The organism is Pseudomonas sp. PB3P13 (genome assembly GCF_054897735.1).
Map to the genome: position 1 here is coordinate 2927186 of NZ_CM142702.1, position 16081 is coordinate 2943266.

The following is a 16081-nucleotide window of genomic DNA, read 5'->3' on the forward strand; positions in this document are numbered from 1 at the left end:
CAGCTGGTATCTGTACGCATAACCAGTACTCGCTCGCCATGGCCCTGTTTTCCCGTGACCGCACACCCGCTTGAAAATCCGCTGTATTACCTGAACAACTTCATGCAAGTCCTTGATTGGCTTGAGCATCGCTATGCCGATGTGTTGAGCGACCAAGAGCAATCCTTCATCAAACAGTTCGCCCGGTTACCCCAGCCTTCACGGGCTTTGCTGGTGCGCCTGGTCATGCGCAAGGGGGTGCACTTCCGGGTGAGCAAGCTTCATTACCTGGAGATAGGCGACATCGCCATGGCCGCCGAACCGCTGTTGGCACTGGGGTGGATCGATGAGCACTCGCCGCTGCCCCTGGATGCAATTTTCGACGTGCTGCTCAAGGCCGAAATCATCCAGTGCTTTGGCTCCTCAATTACTCAGCCCAAAGGCAAGAAGAACGACTGGCTGCCCGCGCTTGCCGAACAGTTTCCTGGTGCCAACCCGTTCACCCACTGGTGCCCGACATTGGCTGACCGCTTGTTCAGCCTGACCATCATGGAGCTGTGCGACCGATTGCGCCTGATGTTCTTCGGCAATCTTTACCAGGACTGGTCGGAGTTCGTTCTCGCCGACCTCGGCATCTTTACCTACGAGAAAGTCGAATTCAGCGCAGATTCCCGAGGTTTGCGCAGCCGTGACGATGTGGATGCCTGCCTGTTCCTTCACGCCTGCCAGCAGCGCTTCGAGGCCGGCGAAGCGGTGCTGCAGATCGTCGAGCAAGTCAACGGGCTGGCACTGGATAATCCCTGGCTGCAAAAACGCCGCAACAAGTTCCTCTTCCAGATTGCACAGTTTTGCGAGCGCACTGCAGATTTCACGACGGCGCTGATGATTTACCGCCACTGTGCATGGCCCGGCGCGCGTCGGCGACTGATCCTGGTCCTGGAACGTTGTGGCGAATGCGCATTGGCTCTGGACATCGCCACGGTGGCCGAGCAAGCGCCGGAAAGCGCCGCCGAGCAGCAGCAATTATTGCGCATGTTGCCCGGGCTGCGGCGCAAGCTGGGTGGGCCGCCTATCAAGCGTGTTTCTCGTCGGGACATGCTGCGACTTGATCTGCAATTGCCCCGGACCGATTCGCTGCTGTCGGTGGAGTTTCACGTCAAGGCGCATTTGGCCGAAGAGTCGGCGCCGGTGCATTACGTCGAAAACAGCCTGATCAATTCACTGTTCGGCCTGCTGTGCTGGCCCGCGATTTTCGCGCCGTTGCCCGGCGCGTTCTTTCACCCGTTTCAGCGTGGCCCGGTGGATCTTCATCATGAAGACTTTCACGCGCGCCGGGCGGAGCTGTTTCAAACCTGCCTCAGCGAGCTTGACGATGGGCGTTATCTGCACACGATTCGCCAACGCTACGCCGCGAAATGGGGCGTGCAGTCGCCGTTCGTATTCTGGGGCGCATTGAACGAAGATTTGCTCGATCAAGCCCTAGACTGCCTGCCGGCCGAGCATCTCCGGCACTGGTTCAACCGGCTGCTGCTGGACATCAAGGCCAATCGCACCGGCATGCCGGACCTGATCCAGTTCTGGCCGCAAGACAAGACGTACCGCATGATCGAAGTCAAAGGCCCCGGTGATCGCCTGCAGGATAACCAGTTACGCTGGCTCGACTTTTGCCATGAGCACCAGATGCCGATTGCCGTGTGTTACGTGCAATGGGCGGAACAGAGCGCGTGAGCTACAGCATTGCCGTGCGGGCGTTATGCGAATTCACCGCCAAGGTCGGCGACCTCGATTTGCGCTTCACACCCTCGCCGACTGCGCTGGAGGGCATCGTCGGTCACCGCACGGTGGCGTCACGACGCAGTGAGGGTTATCAAAGTGAAGTAGCACTGGAAGGCCTGTTTCACACCTTGAAGGTCCGGGGCAGGGCGGACGGCTACGATCCTGCGCAAAACCGCCTGGAAGAGGTCAAGACCTATCGCGGCGACCTGAGCAAACAACCGGCGAACCATCGCCATTTGCACTGGGCGCAGGCAAAAGTCTACGGCTGGCTGATGTGTCAGAAACTCGACCTGCCACACCTCAACGTGGCGCTGGTGTATTTCGACATCGTCAGCGAAAAGGAAACCTGCCTGGTCGAGGCCTTCAGCGCCACAGACCTTCAGGTGTTTTTCGAACAGCACTGCCGTCTTTTCCTCAAATGGGCCGAGCAGGAAATGGCCCATCGCCAAGCGCGTAATGCAGCGGCGCAGCAACTGGCGTTTCCACACGTCAATTTTCGCGCCGGACAGCGGCATTTGGCGGAATCGGTGTTCAAGGCCGTCAGCACCGGCCGTTGCCTGATGGCCCAGGCGCCGACCGGCATCGGCAAAACCGTCGGCACACTGTTCCCGATGCTCAAGGCGCTGGCACCGCAGCAACTGGACAAGGTGTTCTTCCTCACGGCGAAAAGCCCGGGACGCAAACTGGCGCTCGACGCCGCGCAAGTGATTATCGACAGTGCCGATGCGCCACCCCTGCGCGTGCTGGAAATGATCGCCCGGGACAAAGCCTGCGAGCATCCGGACAAGGCCTGCCACGGTGAATCCTGTCCGCTGGCACAGGGGTTCTACGATCGCCTGCCGGCAGCTCGCCAAGCCGCCAGCGAGCTGAGCGTGCTGAATCAGAACGCGCTGCGCGAAGTGGCCTTGAAGCACGACATATGTCCTTATTACCTGAGCCAGGAGATGGCCCGTTGGGCTGACGTGGTGGTCGCTGACTACAACTACTACTTCGATTTCAGTGCCTTGCTGTTCGGTCTGGCCCAGGCCAACCACTGGAAAGTCGCGGTGCTGGTGGACGAAGCACACAATCTGGTGGAGCGCGGTCGCCAGATGTACAGCGCCAGCCTGGACCAGTCGACCCTCAACAATGTGCGAAAAAATGTGCCCGAGTCCTTGAAGAAGCCCCTGCAGCGGGTCAACCGCGAGTGGAACGCTCTGCATAACCTACAACTCAGCGCGTACCAGGCGTACGACAAACCCCCGGAAAAGCTCCTTCAGGCACTGTTCACCTGCAGCGCCAGCATCGGTGATTACCTCAACGATCATCCGCAGGGCCTGGACAGTGCCTTGCAGAACTTCTACTTCGACATGCTGCAGTTCTGTCGAGTGGCCGAGCTTTACGATGAGCAGTTCCTGTTCGACATCAGCAAGCGCGACCTCGACCGCCCGCGTCACTTGTCGCAACTGTGTTTGCGCAATGTGGTACCCGCCGGGTTCCTTGGCCCGCGTTTGACGGCTGCGCGCAGCACCGTGCTGTTTTCGGCAACCCTGAGCCCGCGGCACTATTACGCTGATCTGCTCGGCGCTCCGGCGGACACGGTATGGATCGACGTCGAATCGCCGTTTCATGCCGGCCAGTTGGCGGTGTCCATCGTCAACCAGATATCCACGCGTTTTGTTCACCGCCAAGCGTCACTGGCGCCGATCGTGGAACTGATCGCCCGACAGTTCGGCGAGCGACCGGGCAATTACCTGGCGTTTTTCAGCAGCTTCGATTATTTGCAGCAGGTCGCGCAGTTACTGGCGCAAAAACATCCCCACATCACGCTGTGGTCGCAATCGCGTGGCATGGCGGAAGGGCAGCGTCAGGACTTTCTCGATCAATTCACCATCCACAGTCAGGGGGTTGGCTTTGCCGTGCTGGGCGGCGCTTTCGGCGAGGGCATCGACCTGCCCGGTGCACGGCTGATCGGCGCGTTCATCGCCACGCTGGGGTTGGCACAATTCAACCCGGTCAACGAGCAGATGAAGCATCGAATGGCGGCCATTTTTGGCACGGGCTACGACTATACCTATCTGTATCCGGGCGTTCAGAAAGTGGTGCAGGCCGCAGGAAGGGTCATCCGCACCCAGCAGGATGAAGGGGTAGTGATGTTGATTGATGACCGGTTCGGCGACAGCAAGGTCAGGCAGTTACTGCCGCGCTGGTGGTCGGTCAGTACTCAACAGATGCCCTGCGACGGCTAAGTGATTTTTTGCGTCCATGGGTTGCTGGATAACACTTTTGGTCTGGACGTATTTTTGACCTTTTCAAATTTTCGGTTTGTTTCATACTCCACCCACGAAATTCGGAAGCGAGACCCCAATGCGCGAGGATCGAAGCAAAGCCAGCACCATCGAGGAAGGGCGGTTGCGCCTGTTGATCGATGCTGTGGTTGACTATGCAATCTACATGCTGGATCCCGACGGCATCATCACCAGCTGGAACGCCGGCGCCAGGCGGTTCAAAGGGTATGAGGAAGCCGAGATTCTCGGACAGCACTTTTCCCGGTTCTACACCGATGAGGATCGCCGTAACGGGCTGCCGCAACGGGCGCTGGACACGGCAAGGGTTGAAGGGCGCTTCGAAGGGGAAGGCTGGCGCGTGCGCAAGGACGGCACACATTTCTGGTGCCACGTGGTCATCGATCCAATCGTCAGTCCGACCGGTGAGCTGCTGGGGTTTGCCAAGATTACCCGCGACCTCACCGATCGCAAGATGGCCGAAGAAACCCTCAAACAAAGCGAGCAGCAGTTCCGGCTGCTGGTGCAGAGTGTCACCGACTACGCCATCTACATGCTCGCGCCGGACGGTCGGCTGACCAACTGGAATCCGGGGGCTCAACGGATCAAGGGCTACCGGCCGGAAGAAATCATCGGCCAGCATTTCTCGCTGTTTTACACACCGGAGGACCGGGAGGCCGGTGAGCCGCAACGTACCCTCGACAGTGCCGTGCGGGAAGGTCGCTTTGAAAACAAGGGTTGGCGTGTGCGCAAGGATGGCACCCGGTTCATGGCCCACGTGGTGGTCGACCCCATTTGGGGCGACACCGGCACCTTGCTCGGTTTCGCCAAGATCACCCGGGATATCACCGAAGCGACAATTGCCCAGCAAACCCTGGAGAAAACCCGCGAAGCGCTGTTTCAGGCGCAGAAGATGCAGGCAATCGGTCAGCTCAGCGGCGGCATTGCCCATGACTTCAACAATCTGCTGACGGTGATACTGGGCAATCTGGAAATCGTGCGCAAACGTGTCGGCGAAGAACCGCGCATCACCCGCCTGCTGGACAATGCCACCCAAGGCGCACAGCGGGGTGTTTCTCTGACTCAGCGGATGCTTGCTTTTGCCCGCCGCCAGGAACTCAAGACCGAGGTGGTCGAAATACCCAAGCTGATTCTGGGCATCAGTGGTCTGTTGCGCAGTTCCCTCGGCCCATCGGTTGTTCTGGAAACGCAATTCTCACCCACGCTCGAACCGGTCATTGCGGACGTCAATCAACTTGAACTGGCAGTGCTCAACCTCGCGACCAATGCCCGCGACGCCATGCCCCATGGCGGGAAAATCATCATCAGCGCGAAAACCGAAGAGACCGACGAGCAGCCACAGTTGCCCTTGGGGGACGGCCGCTACGTCCGCCTGAGTGTCACCGATACGGGTGAGGGCATGGACGAAACCACGCTGTCCATGGCCATGGACCCGTTTTTTACCACCAAAGGCGTGGGCAAAGGCACGGGGCTGGGGTTGTCGATGGTGCATGGTTTCATCGAACAACTGGGTGGCCGCTTCATTCTCGAAAGTGAGAAGGAAAAGGGCACCATTGCCCAATTGTGGTTGCCGGTGTCAACGCGGGGTGCGCGGGCCAAGCCAGCACCGGAACAGGTCGCTGAGCCGGTGCCCGGTTTATGTGTGCTGGTGGTGGACGACGACAGCCTGGTCCTGACCAGCACCTGTCTGTTGCTTGAAGACCTCGGGCATCGAGTGATCAGTGCGGTCTGCGCGGCACAGGCGCTGAAAGTGTTCGACAGTGATCAAACCGTCGATCTGGTGATTACTGACATGGCCATGCCGCAGATGAACGGCGCTCAGCTGGCAAAAGAGATCAGACACCGCAAACCGGACTTGCCGATCATTCTGGCTACCGGGTACGCCGAGCGGCTGGAAGGCTTCGCGACGAGCCTGCCGCGTTTGTCGAAGCCTTTCACCCAGCTCAATCTTGTGGAGATCATTGCTTCGACGATGAAGTGACGAGGGTTGCGTTGGGGACGCCTGCGGGCAACGGCAGGGAATTATTTGCCGTTGTGCCGCTCAGAATCTTACGGTCCTGCGGAGCGCTCCACCATGAATCATCCCACCGAAAACTCGCTGATTCAGTTGTTTTTCGAAGATGACGGGCAGACGCCCAATAGCCGCCTGCCGGTGTTGCTCTATACAAGCGTCGCGCTGGATTCGGCGGACACGGCCAGCGCCTTCGAAGCGTTGTTCAGCGCCAATCACTGGCCTGCGCAATGGCGTGCGCAGGTGTTCGACTATCACCACTATCATTCGAATGCTCACGAGGTACTGGGCGTCGCCAAAGGGCGAGCGCGGTTGAAACTGGGCGGGCCTGCGGGTGCGGAGCAGGTCGTGGAGGCGGGTGACGTATTGATTCTGCCAGCTGGCACTGGCCATTGCAGCCTGGAGCAAAGCAGCGATTTTCTGGTAGTGGGTGCCTACCCGCAAGGTCAGGAGGACTACGACATTCAACGTCCCGACCCGGCTACCCACGATGAATCCATCGCCCGAATCGCGAAAGTGAAGTGTCCCGCAATCGATCCGGTTTATGGCGACAAAGGCCCTTTGGTCGACACCTGGCTTGCCGGCTGAACTTGTCGGCTGACGGTTCTTCTAACCCCTTTCGATTTCGTGCGTGATTCCCGTGCCAAGAATACTGACTGACGTTCCGCTGGACGATACCCTGTCCGATCATAATGCCAAGATGTTCGGCTCACCCAAGGAGCGCCTGGATTTCTATCGGCGTGAAATTCAGTACGAAACCAGCATCCTCGCCAATCGCACCGACGCTTACCTGACTGCGCAGTCCTTTCTGGTGATTGCCTTCGCGTCGTGCATGGCCAACCTGAATCCGGAATGGGGGAAGTTGTTCACGCTGGTCGTACCGCCGTTTCTGGCGCTGCTTGGCGTACTCAGTTCCTTAAACGCCTGGCCAGGCATTCGTGCGGCCTACGACATCATTGATCACTGGCACTTCAAACAGAGCGAACTGCTGCGCAGTGAACCGCTGATGGGCATGGCGTATGACGAATCGCCGTTGTTCAGCGAGATGGAGTCGACGCACAAGGGTTACCGCAAGTCCTTGCTGTTTTCCGTGCGCACACCGTGGATTTTCGCCACATTCTGGATCCTGCTCGGGTTCTACGCTTTCTATATTCAGGTTACCGACCCGTTGGGTTGAAACCAGATAGCATCAACAAGCCCGGCAATATCAGGCTGTGTGAAAACCTAGCAATCTGCCGCCGGGTTTAAGAAAATGCCCGTATCGCAAGATACGGGCATTTTTCTTATGCGCTACATCCAAGGTGAAGATCGTACGCAGGGCACTCTGTTTCCAGTCTCACTGGACGAACTCATTCCCGAAGACCATCTGGTTCGGGTGATCGAGGCGTACATTTCTCTGCTGGACCTTGAGCAACTCGGGTTCGACAAAGCTGCTCCCAAAGCAACCGGGCGCCCTTCGTACCATCCCGGCGACCTGCTTAAACTCTATCTTTACGGCTATTTCCAACAAATTCGATCCTCCAGGCGGCTGGAAGCGGAGTGTCAGCGCAACGTCGAGGTCATGTGGATGTTGGGCCGATTAGCTCCGGACTTTAAAACCATCGCCGACTTCCGGCGCGACAACAGCGCAGCTTTTGTCGCGACATGCCGTGCGTTTGTTCGATTTTGTCGGGGAGCCGGCCTGATTGCTGGCGAGTTGGTGGCCATCGATGGCAGCAAGTTCCAGGCCGTGGCTTCGAACCGAAAACAGATCACCCCTAAAAAGCTCCAACAGCGCGAGGCAAAGCTCGACAAGCGTATTGCGCACTATCTGGCTCAGCTTGATGAAGCTGATCGCGGCGAGCACAAAGAAGCTATTGATCGTTCTGCTGTGCAGACGGCGCTTGAGAAACTGAAGATAAAAAAGGCCAATAACCAGACCTGCCAAGTGCTGATGCAAGCTCAAGGTCTGGTGCAGCATGTGGTGGGTGAGTCCGACGCGCAAAAAATGCGCACCCCTTCAGGCTCGCGTATTTCCTATAACGTTCAAAGTGCGGTTGACGCAAAACACTGCCTGATCGTGCACCATGAAGTGACTCAGGAAGGAACCGATAACCGCCAACTGGAGCCGATGGCCAAGGCTACCCAAGAGGCGCTGGAGCAGGCCAAACTCAGTGTCGTTGCTGATGCGGGTTACTCCAACGGCAGTCAATTCCAGGCATGTGAAGACGCTGGCATCACTCCCTATGTCCCGCCAAACCGAGCCGTTAATACCAAGGGTGATGAAGAGCAAAACTTTGATCGCACACTCTTCCATTACCACGAAGAAAGTGACAACTATCAATGCCCAAACGGCAAGATACTCACGCTTAAAGCCCTCAACAAAGGAGACCGGGTCTATCACGCCGCCGTCGACGACTGCACTGTTTGTCCGCTGAAAAACCGATGTACCAAGGCCGAACGCCGATACGTCACGCGTCATGCCCACGAAGCCGCATTTGAACGAATGGAACGGCGCATGAAAGCCAATCGAGACATGATGAGCCAGCGGCGATCTATCGTTGAGCATCCGTTTGGGAACCTGAAGCAATGGTCTATGGGCAACGCCAGGTTTTTACTGCGTCAACTGAAAGGCGCTCGAACGGAAATGGCGCTTGCGATACAAACGTACAACCTGAAAAGAGCCATAAACGTGCTGGGTGTGCGGCGAATGATGGAATTGATGGGCTGAAAAGCCCTTTTTTGCTTTTCAAAACCGGAAAAGCAAATGCCCCGACAAGTCGGGGCATTTGCTTCACACAGCCTGAATATGCCGGGCTTGCTGTGAATCAAACTGGCAATCAGGCAGCCATATTGTTCGCACTCATCTCTTTCTTGTACTGGGCCTTCATCTTTTCCATCTGAGCGCCCAGTTCTTCCAGAGTCGCGTTGCCCAGCAGCTTTTTGGCCTGCGGGAACATTTCCTCTTCTTCTTCCTCGATGTGGTGCTCCAGCAGTTCCTTGACCACTTTCACGCGACCAGAAAATTCAAGGCTGGCCGGATCAGTATTTTTCAGGTCAGGCAGCACCAGCGAATCCACGGTGCGATGCTCTTCCTTGGCTTCGTAATACATGATGTCTTGCTCTTTACCGCCAGCTTCTTTGAAAGCCGGGTACAGGATTTCTTCTTCCAGGCGAGTGTGAATGGTGACTTCCATTTCCAGTTTGGCGAGCAAGTCGGTGCGTTTTTTCACACCGCGCTCGGTGGACTCGCTCAACTGAGTCAGGATGGCTTTCACACGTTCATGGTCGGCTTTCAACAGGTCAATGGCGTTCATGGTCGAATCTCTCATCTAGTCAGGGTTGAGCGCGAACGGTCTCAAGGCCGAATGTCGCTCTTACCCTTGGAGCATATGCCGTGCCGTTTTCTGGAAATTCAAAAAACATAAGCAATTCAGTCGCTTAAATGTTGCGAGCGAAGTCGATGATCGTGCAGGTTGCATGAGGCTTCAATTTGACTCATGCAGTTCGCGGCAGCGCCGCAATCGATGCGCTCAAACTAAATTTTCAACTTCAACCGCTGATCAGATACGCCACATTTTCAACTGAACTCGCGTGCGGACGCCGTTCCCTTAATACAGACAGACCATGATTTTATTGATCAGCGAGGATGCAGCCATGCGTGCGATGACTTACCACGGAGCCCATGACGTCAGGATTGAAACCGTGCCTGATCCTGTTATTGAAGCACCCGACGACATTATTCTGCGCGTTACAGCCACTGCCATTTGTGGTTCGGACCTGCATCTTTACCGTGGGAAAATTCCGACCGTCGAGCACGGTGATATTTTCGGTCACGAGTTCATGGGCATCGTTGAGGAAACAGGCAAAGACGTCACTGCCGTCCAGCGCGGCGATCGGGTCGTCATCCCGTTCGTTATAGCCTGCGGAGATTGCTTCTTCTGCCAGCAGGAACAGTTCGCCTGTTGTGAAACCACCAACAGCGGCCCGGGTGCAAGCCTTAACAAGAAAATCATTGCGCCTCCGGCGGCCCTGTTTGGTTTCAGCCGTTTATATGGTGGCGTCCCTGGTGGCCAGGCCGAGTTGGTCAGAGTGCCCAAGGCCAATACGGGTCCGTTCAAGGTTCCCGGAACATTGGCGGACGAAAAAGTCTTGTTCCTCTCGGACATCCTTCCAACGGCCTGGCAAGCCGTGCTCAACGCTGGCGTCGGACAAGGTTCCAGCCTGGCCATTTTTGGTGCCGGACCGGTCGGATTATTGAGCGCTGCCTGCGCAAGCATGCTCGGCGTCGATCAGATTTTCATGGTCGACCATCACGACTATCGACTCGCTTACGCCCAACGGACCTACGGCGTCATCCCGATCAATTTTGATGACGACGATGACCCCGCCGATACGATCATTCGCCAAACGGCCGGCAGCCGCGGGGTGGATGCCGTGATCGATGCCGTAGGTTTCGAAGCGAAGGGCAGCACCACCGAAACCATTCTGGCCACGCTGAAGCTCGAAGGCAGCAGCGGTAAGGCGCTGCGCCAGTGCATCGCGGCCGTACGTCGAGGCGGGATCGTCAGCGTGCCGGGCGTTTACACCGGGTTTATCCACGGTTTCCTGTTTGGCGATGCATTCGACAAAGGCCTGACGTTCAAAATGGGACAGACCCACGTGCAGCGTTATCTGCCGGAACTGCTTGGATACATTGAGACCGGGCGCCTGCAACCGGACGCGATCATTTCGCACCGGATGTCGCTGGAGCAGGTGGCCGAAGGCTACAAGATGTTCGACAAGAAACAGGAAGATTGCCGCAAGGTCATTCTGACCCCTGGATCGAGCGATGTGCCGCTGACTGAACGCATTGATGACGCCACGCCAATCCCGGCGGTATAGAGTGAATGCCTGGTTCCTGCACTGCAACCGCAGGCGCCAGGCTTGGCGGGCATGCTCTGGATTCGTACGAATCCAAGTGACGTTGCGTGAGAGGCGGGGCCATCGTTTGCGACGGGAAACTCCCATTCAGCAAGCGTAAAAGCTCAATGGCTTCCCGTGTTTCAAATCGGCTTTTCTGCGCATGGCCTGGTACCGGTCGAACTGTTCGGCGTCCCGTTCGCTTGAAATCAACTTTCTCGCTGCTTCCGTTTTTCATACCGCGCAAGTATTGGCTGAGTGCTGATGCCGTGAACGAGAATACTCAACGCCACCACCGACAACGTCAGGTTGATGCACACGCTGGCCACCGACGGTTCCAGACCATGGTTCAAGGCATAAAACAGGTAATACAAACTGCCAATCCCGCGGATGCCGAACCAGCCGATCAGGGCTCGCTGACGCATCGGCAGCAAACCGCCCCATGGCATGGCGACTACACAAAGCGGGCGAATCAGACAGAACAGCACGGCGGCAATCGGCAGCGCTCGCCAGTCCCAATGGGCGATCAGGATCACCCCCAGCAGCGTCACCAGAAACACTTCCATCGCACGCTCGACCAGCCCGCCGAAGGCCAGCATGTCGCTCATCATGATGCCGGCGGCTACCTGACTGTCTTCCAGGTTTTCGGTGTCGCCATGCACGGCATGCTCCGGCTCGACATGCTGGTGGCCGACCACGGGCTGGACAAGATGCTCGGCAGGCAGGGCGTCGTCGCCGGTGGAGTTGACTTCTTCATGGCGCAAGGCGAGACCTGCCGCAAACACCGACAGGAAGCCATAACCATGCACCGCTTCCGCGCCGACATACGCCAGCGCAATCAAGGCAAGCGCGAGGTAATCGTTGGGCGATAAAGTACTGTCCTCATTCTTGATGCGCAGGGTCAATGTCAACCGGCCGATGGCACGGCCCATGATATAGCCGGTGAGCAAACCCGCAGGAACCGCCCACAGCACGTCTTGAAGCGCCCAGTCAGCAATCCAGCCGGGCTGGCTGTCTTGCTGCAGCATCAGCAGACCGAGGATAACGAACGGGAAGGCAATGCCATCATTGAGCCCGGCCTCACCGGAAAGACCGAAGCGCACGCTGTCGTCATCGCGGGCGTCATTGACCTGCACCAACGCGGCCAGCACAGGATCGGTGGGCGCGAGGATCGAGCCGATCAACACCGAAGCGCCCCAGGACAATCCGAACGCGTAATGCAACAGCAGGGAAACGCCGCCGATGGTGAGCACCATGACCGGCCCCGCCAGACCGTAAGCCACTCGCCAGGTTTTATCCCGCAGTGGCAAGCGCAGTTTCAATCCGCAGACAAACAGCGAAAACAATACGGCGACTTCCGTGAGATGCTCCATCCAGACGGCGGCATCGTCGGTATTGAGCTTTAGAAAACCCAAGCCCGACGGCCCGATGGCGATGCCCAGCAACAGGCACACGGCCGACGTCGTGACGGGCATCCAGCGCAAGTGCGATGAGGTCAGCGCCAGTGTCAGCAGAACAGCACCGAGCACGGCCACCCAGACGACGAAACTCATGAGGGGCTACTGCCAGCAAATGTCGGGATGAAGTGTGCCAAGGGAATCAACCGACAGTCGCCCGCACGTATTCCGGCGTCAGTACGTTGAACCACAGCAGAATCATCTCAACCAGAATGGTCACGAGCACCAACAACCCTACACCCCATACGCAGGCAGCATTGAGCAAGCCTTGCTGCTTGCGCTCGTGCATGAAAGTCGGCAAACCCACGAACAACAGGAAAGTGGAATACACACCGGCGGCGCCCAGCACCACGATTGCCAGCCACCGGCTTGGGTACAGCCCCGCAATACCGGCCAGGAAAAATGGCGTTGCGGTGTAAGCCGCGAAGCCGATGCACTGATTCAGAGTAGGGCGCGAGTCGAACGCGCGGGACATCCAGCGGATAAACATGCCCATTACCACCACACCAATGATGATGGTCAGGTAGAGCATGACGCACAGTTGCAGCGCACTGCCGGTGCTCAGTTTGACGGTCTCGTTTTCTGCCAGGCTCCACCCGACATAGGTAGTCCCGATAAACAGGCACACCGCAGGAATCAAGGCAAGTAACAGCAAATGAGGGAGGTAATGACGCGGGTGCGCTTCCTCTTCCTTGCGAATATCCGTCCACGCGAAATTCGGTTGCGTGAACAGCTTGACGATGGGTGCGGACATGACGACCTCCTGATCTGGATCGGCCTGTGACAGAAGCCGCTTAACGTATTGAGGTCCGGGTTTCCTCCGGGGTTCATTTTTTCATCGATCTATTGCGCGAGCGTTCAATAGACTGAATGTTTAATCGCCGCAAAGGTCAACCGAGCAGCTCTCACTCTGGAAAGTTGCCATGACGCTTAGTGAATCGGTTGTCGAATACCTGCGCGAGAACCGCCTGCTGCTGACCACAGCGGAATCCTGCACCGCCGGCAAAATTATCACCCTGTTAGCGGAAGTGCCGCACAGTGGCGATCTGATCGAGAGCGGCTACGTGGTGTATTCCCCCCAGGCCAAGCAGCGGCTGCTCAGCGTCAATCCGTACACGATCGAAACCTTCAACCTGACCAGTTGTGAAGTCGCCAGTGAAATGGCCTTGGGCGCCTTGCGCGACAGCACGGCCAACGCGGCGGTGGCGACCACCGGCATTCTTGGGCCGGAAGACATGGATGGCATTCCCGCAGGCACGGTGTGTTTTGCCTGGGCCTTCCAGTCTGCAGATGGCCGCTGCGTGTTCAGTCGGCGCGAGCGGTTTTTCGGGACACGTTGTGAGGTGCAATTGATGGCGGCCGAGCATGCGCTTGGGGAGTTGGCGCATTTTCATCGGCGGGCGATGGCGGGGGAAAAGGAATGAAATACGGCGCGGTTCATGCGTTGTCGCGTATGGCCTGAACGACTGCTGCGCAGCAGTCGTAAAAATCCGGAGCCGGACGCATCCGCTCAACGTCCGGCTGCATTGCAGTCGTTACAACCTAGAGCATCGGCTTGCCGCCCGTGATGCCATAACGCTGACCGGTGATGTAACTCGCCTCATCCGATGCCAGCAACACGTAAATCGGCGCGACCTCCACCGGTTGGCCGGGGCGACCCAAGGGTGTCTGGCCGCCAAAGTTTTGCACTTCTTCGTCCGGCATCGTCGAGACAATCAGTGGCGTCCAGATAGGGCCTGGGGCCACGCAATTGACCCGGATGTTTTTCGGACCAAGCATTTGCGCCAGCCCGCCGGTGAAGTTGGCGATCGCGCCTTTGGTGGTGGCGTATGCGAGGAGGGTGGGTTTGGGCATGTCGGAATTGATCGAGCTGGTATTGATGATCGAACTGCCCGGCTGCATGTGCTTGAGCGCCGCCTGACAAATGCGGAAGATGGCCGTGATATTCACGTCGAACGTCATTACCCATTCCTCATCGGGAATGTCTTCGAAGTTTTCGTGGGTCATCTGGAAAGCGGCATTGTTGACCAGTACGTCGATTCGGCCAAAACGTTCGACCGTTTTATCGACCAGCTTCTGGCATTGCTCTTTCTGCGCCAGATCGCCCGGAAGCAACAGGCACTGACGCCCGGCCTGTTCGACCCAGCGTGCAGTTTCCTCGGCGTCTTCGTGTTCATTGAGGTAGGCAACCACCACATCCGCGCCTTCGCGGGCAAATGCAATGGCGACAGCGCGACCGATGCCGCTGTCAGCCCCGGTGATCAGGGCAATCTTGCCTTCCAGCCGGCCCGAACCTTTGTAACTTTGCTCGCCGCAATCCGGGTACGGGTCCATTTTTTTCTGGGAGCCGGGGACGGGTTGAGCCTGTTTCGGGAACGGTGGTTTTGGGTAGTCGATCATCGGAAATCTCCTGTTCAAGGTAAACGAGCCAAAGGGTTGACCCCGTGCTTTCACCTTGAGTTCGGTTGGATTTCCGGCTGGCCTGCCGGCGATTCACATCAAACGCTACGGCCGCGCAAACTGCGTTCCATCCGCGCAATGCCTTCCTCCAGCAATGCCCGTGGGCAGCCGAAATTCAGGCGCACGAATTGTTGGCAGTCATCGCCAAAATCCAGACCTGCACTCAAACCGACCTTTGCCTGTTCAAGGAAAAACCGCTGCGGATCGGCCAACCCCAGCGCCGAACAGTCGAGCCAGGCCAGGTAAGTGCTTTGCGGCCTGTTCATGCTGACGCCCGGCAGGCGGGTGCGAACCGCGTCTATCAGATAATCGCGGTTGCCCTGCAGATACGCCTTCAACTCTGCCAGCCATGGACCGGCTTCGCTGTAGGCAATACGCGTCGCCTCCATGCCCAGCGGATTGACGCTGTCCACCATGCCGCAACGCGCATGATTGACCCGATCGCGGATGGCGCGGTCCTGAATGATCATGAACGATGTCTTCAGCCCGGCAATGTTGTAGGCCTTGCTCGCCGACATCAGCGTGATCGTGCGCCGGGCGGTGTCCGCGCTTAATGACGCGGTCGGAACATGCACGCGACCGTCGTAACACAGCTCGGCGTGGATCTCGTCGGAGATGATCCAGGCGTCCTGCTCCAGGCATATTTTCGCTACCGCTTGCAGTTCTTCCCGGGGGAAGGCTTTGCCCAGCGGATTGTGCGGATTGCTCAGCAGCAAGGCGCCGCCGCCCTCGAGTGAGCGGCGCAACGATTCCAGCGGTGTGGCGTAGGTGCCGTCTGCCATCGCGGCGAAATTCAGCTCGACTTTGTTCAGGCCCCAATGGCTCGGCGCGTGACGCAGTGGCGGGTAATTCGGCACCTGCACGACGACGTTTTGTTGCGGCTCAACCAGCGCACGCAAAGCCATGTTGAAACCCGATTCCACGCCCGGCAGGAAAATCAGCGCTTGCGGCTCGACGCGCCAGGCATATTTTTTCCACAGATCGGCGACGATCGCTTCGCGCAAATCCTGCTGCGCCACGCTGTAGCCGAGCAATGGATGTTCCAGACGTTTTTGCAGGGCCTGGACGATCACCGGCGGGGCGGCGAAATCCATGTCGGCGACCCACATCGGCAGGACGTCGGCCGGGTAGCGGCTCCACTTGGTACTGCCGGTGTGATGGCGGTCGAACACCTGATCAAAATCGAAAGTCATGCGCAGTCTCGTCACAGCAGGGTTGGGGAAAGGCCGCCA

Annotated in this window: 13 protein-coding genes; 8 read left to right on the forward strand and 5 right to left on the reverse strand. The window is 57.9% G+C overall.

Features of this window, described 5'->3' with window-relative positions; genetic code table 11:
* Positions 1 to 54 precede the first annotated feature (54 nt).
* The 6 genes from ACYZT1_RS13540 (at position 55) to ACYZT1_RS13565 (ending at position 8761) form a co-directional block, all read left to right on the forward strand.
* Positions 55 to 1707, forward strand: coding sequence for a VRR-NUC domain-containing protein (locus ACYZT1_RS13540; RefSeq protein ID WP_462015226.1), 1653 nt, complete (start codon positions 55 to 57; stop codon positions 1705 to 1707).
* Positions 1704 to 3983 (forward strand): ATP-dependent DNA helicase, encoded by a 2280-nt coding sequence (locus ACYZT1_RS13545; protein WP_462015227.1) that lies wholly within the window; start codon positions 1704 to 1706, stop codon positions 3981 to 3983. The genes ACYZT1_RS13540 and ACYZT1_RS13545 overlap by 4 nt, the downstream gene beginning before the upstream one ends.
* Before the next feature lie 118 nt (positions 3984 to 4101).
* On the forward strand, positions 4102 to 6021 hold the full coding sequence (locus tag ACYZT1_RS13550) for a hybrid sensor histidine kinase/response regulator (RefSeq protein ID WP_462015228.1): 1920 nt from the start codon (positions 4102 to 4104) through the stop codon (positions 6019 to 6021).
* A 93-nt stretch (positions 6022 to 6114) separates the two neighbouring features.
* Positions 6115 to 6639, forward strand: coding sequence for a cupin domain-containing protein (locus tag ACYZT1_RS13555; protein ID WP_462015229.1), 525 nt, complete (start codon positions 6115 to 6117; stop codon positions 6637 to 6639).
* Positions 6640 to 6691: 52 nt separating this feature from the next.
* On the forward strand, positions 6692 to 7228 hold the full coding sequence (locus ACYZT1_RS13560) for a hypothetical protein (protein WP_462015230.1): 537 nt from the start codon (positions 6692 to 6694) through the stop codon (positions 7226 to 7228).
* A 108-nt stretch (positions 7229 to 7336) separates the two neighbouring features.
* Positions 7337 to 8761, forward strand: coding sequence for an IS1182 family transposase (locus ACYZT1_RS13565; protein ID WP_462015231.1), 1425 nt, complete (start codon positions 7337 to 7339; stop codon positions 8759 to 8761).
* A 109-nt stretch (positions 8762 to 8870) separates the two neighbouring features.
* Here ACYZT1_RS13565 and ACYZT1_RS13570 read toward each other — a convergent pair whose 3' ends face one another.
* Positions 8871 to 9347, reverse strand: coding sequence for a hemerythrin domain-containing protein (locus tag ACYZT1_RS13570; protein WP_462015232.1), 477 nt, complete (start codon positions 9345 to 9347; stop codon positions 8871 to 8873).
* A 340-nt stretch (positions 9348 to 9687) separates the two neighbouring features.
* On the opposite strand from ACYZT1_RS13570, the gene ACYZT1_RS13575 reads away from it, so the two are divergent.
* A complete protein-coding gene (locus ACYZT1_RS13575) occupies positions 9688 to 10914 on the forward strand; it encodes a zinc-dependent alcohol dehydrogenase (RefSeq protein WP_462015233.1) in 1227 nt (408 codons plus the stop codon).
* Between the two features lie 227 nt (positions 10915 to 11141).
* Here the strand turns inward: ACYZT1_RS13575 and ACYZT1_RS13580 are convergent, their stop codons facing one another.
* Both ACYZT1_RS13580 and ACYZT1_RS13585 read right to left on the reverse strand, forming a co-directional pair.
* Positions 11142 to 12485 (reverse strand): cation:proton antiporter, encoded by a 1344-nt coding sequence (locus tag ACYZT1_RS13580; protein ID WP_462015234.1) that lies wholly within the window; start codon positions 12483 to 12485, stop codon positions 11142 to 11144.
* 46 nt (positions 12486 to 12531) lie between these two features.
* On the reverse strand, positions 12532 to 13143 hold the full coding sequence (locus ACYZT1_RS13585; protein WP_462015235.1) for a Yip1 family protein: 612 nt from the start codon (positions 13141 to 13143) through the stop codon (positions 12532 to 12534).
* A 169-nt stretch (positions 13144 to 13312) separates the two neighbouring features.
* On the opposite strand from ACYZT1_RS13585, the gene ACYZT1_RS13590 reads away from it, so the two are divergent.
* On the forward strand, positions 13313 to 13813 hold the full coding sequence (locus tag ACYZT1_RS13590; RefSeq protein WP_462015236.1) for a CinA family protein: 501 nt from the start codon (positions 13313 to 13315) through the stop codon (positions 13811 to 13813).
* Between the two features lie 118 nt (positions 13814 to 13931).
* On the opposite strand, the gene ACYZT1_RS13595 is transcribed toward ACYZT1_RS13590, so the two are convergent.
* Positions 13932 to 14789: an SDR family oxidoreductase gene (locus ACYZT1_RS13595; protein WP_462015237.1), complete on the reverse strand. Its 858-nt coding sequence runs from the start codon at positions 14787 to 14789 to the stop codon at positions 13932 to 13934.
* Between the two features lie 98 nt (positions 14790 to 14887).
* Positions 14888 to 16042, reverse strand: a complete 1155-nt coding sequence (locus ACYZT1_RS13600; RefSeq protein ID WP_462015238.1) for a MalY/PatB family protein — start codon at positions 16040 to 16042, stop codon at positions 14888 to 14890.
* Positions 16043 to 16081 lie beyond the last annotated feature (39 nt).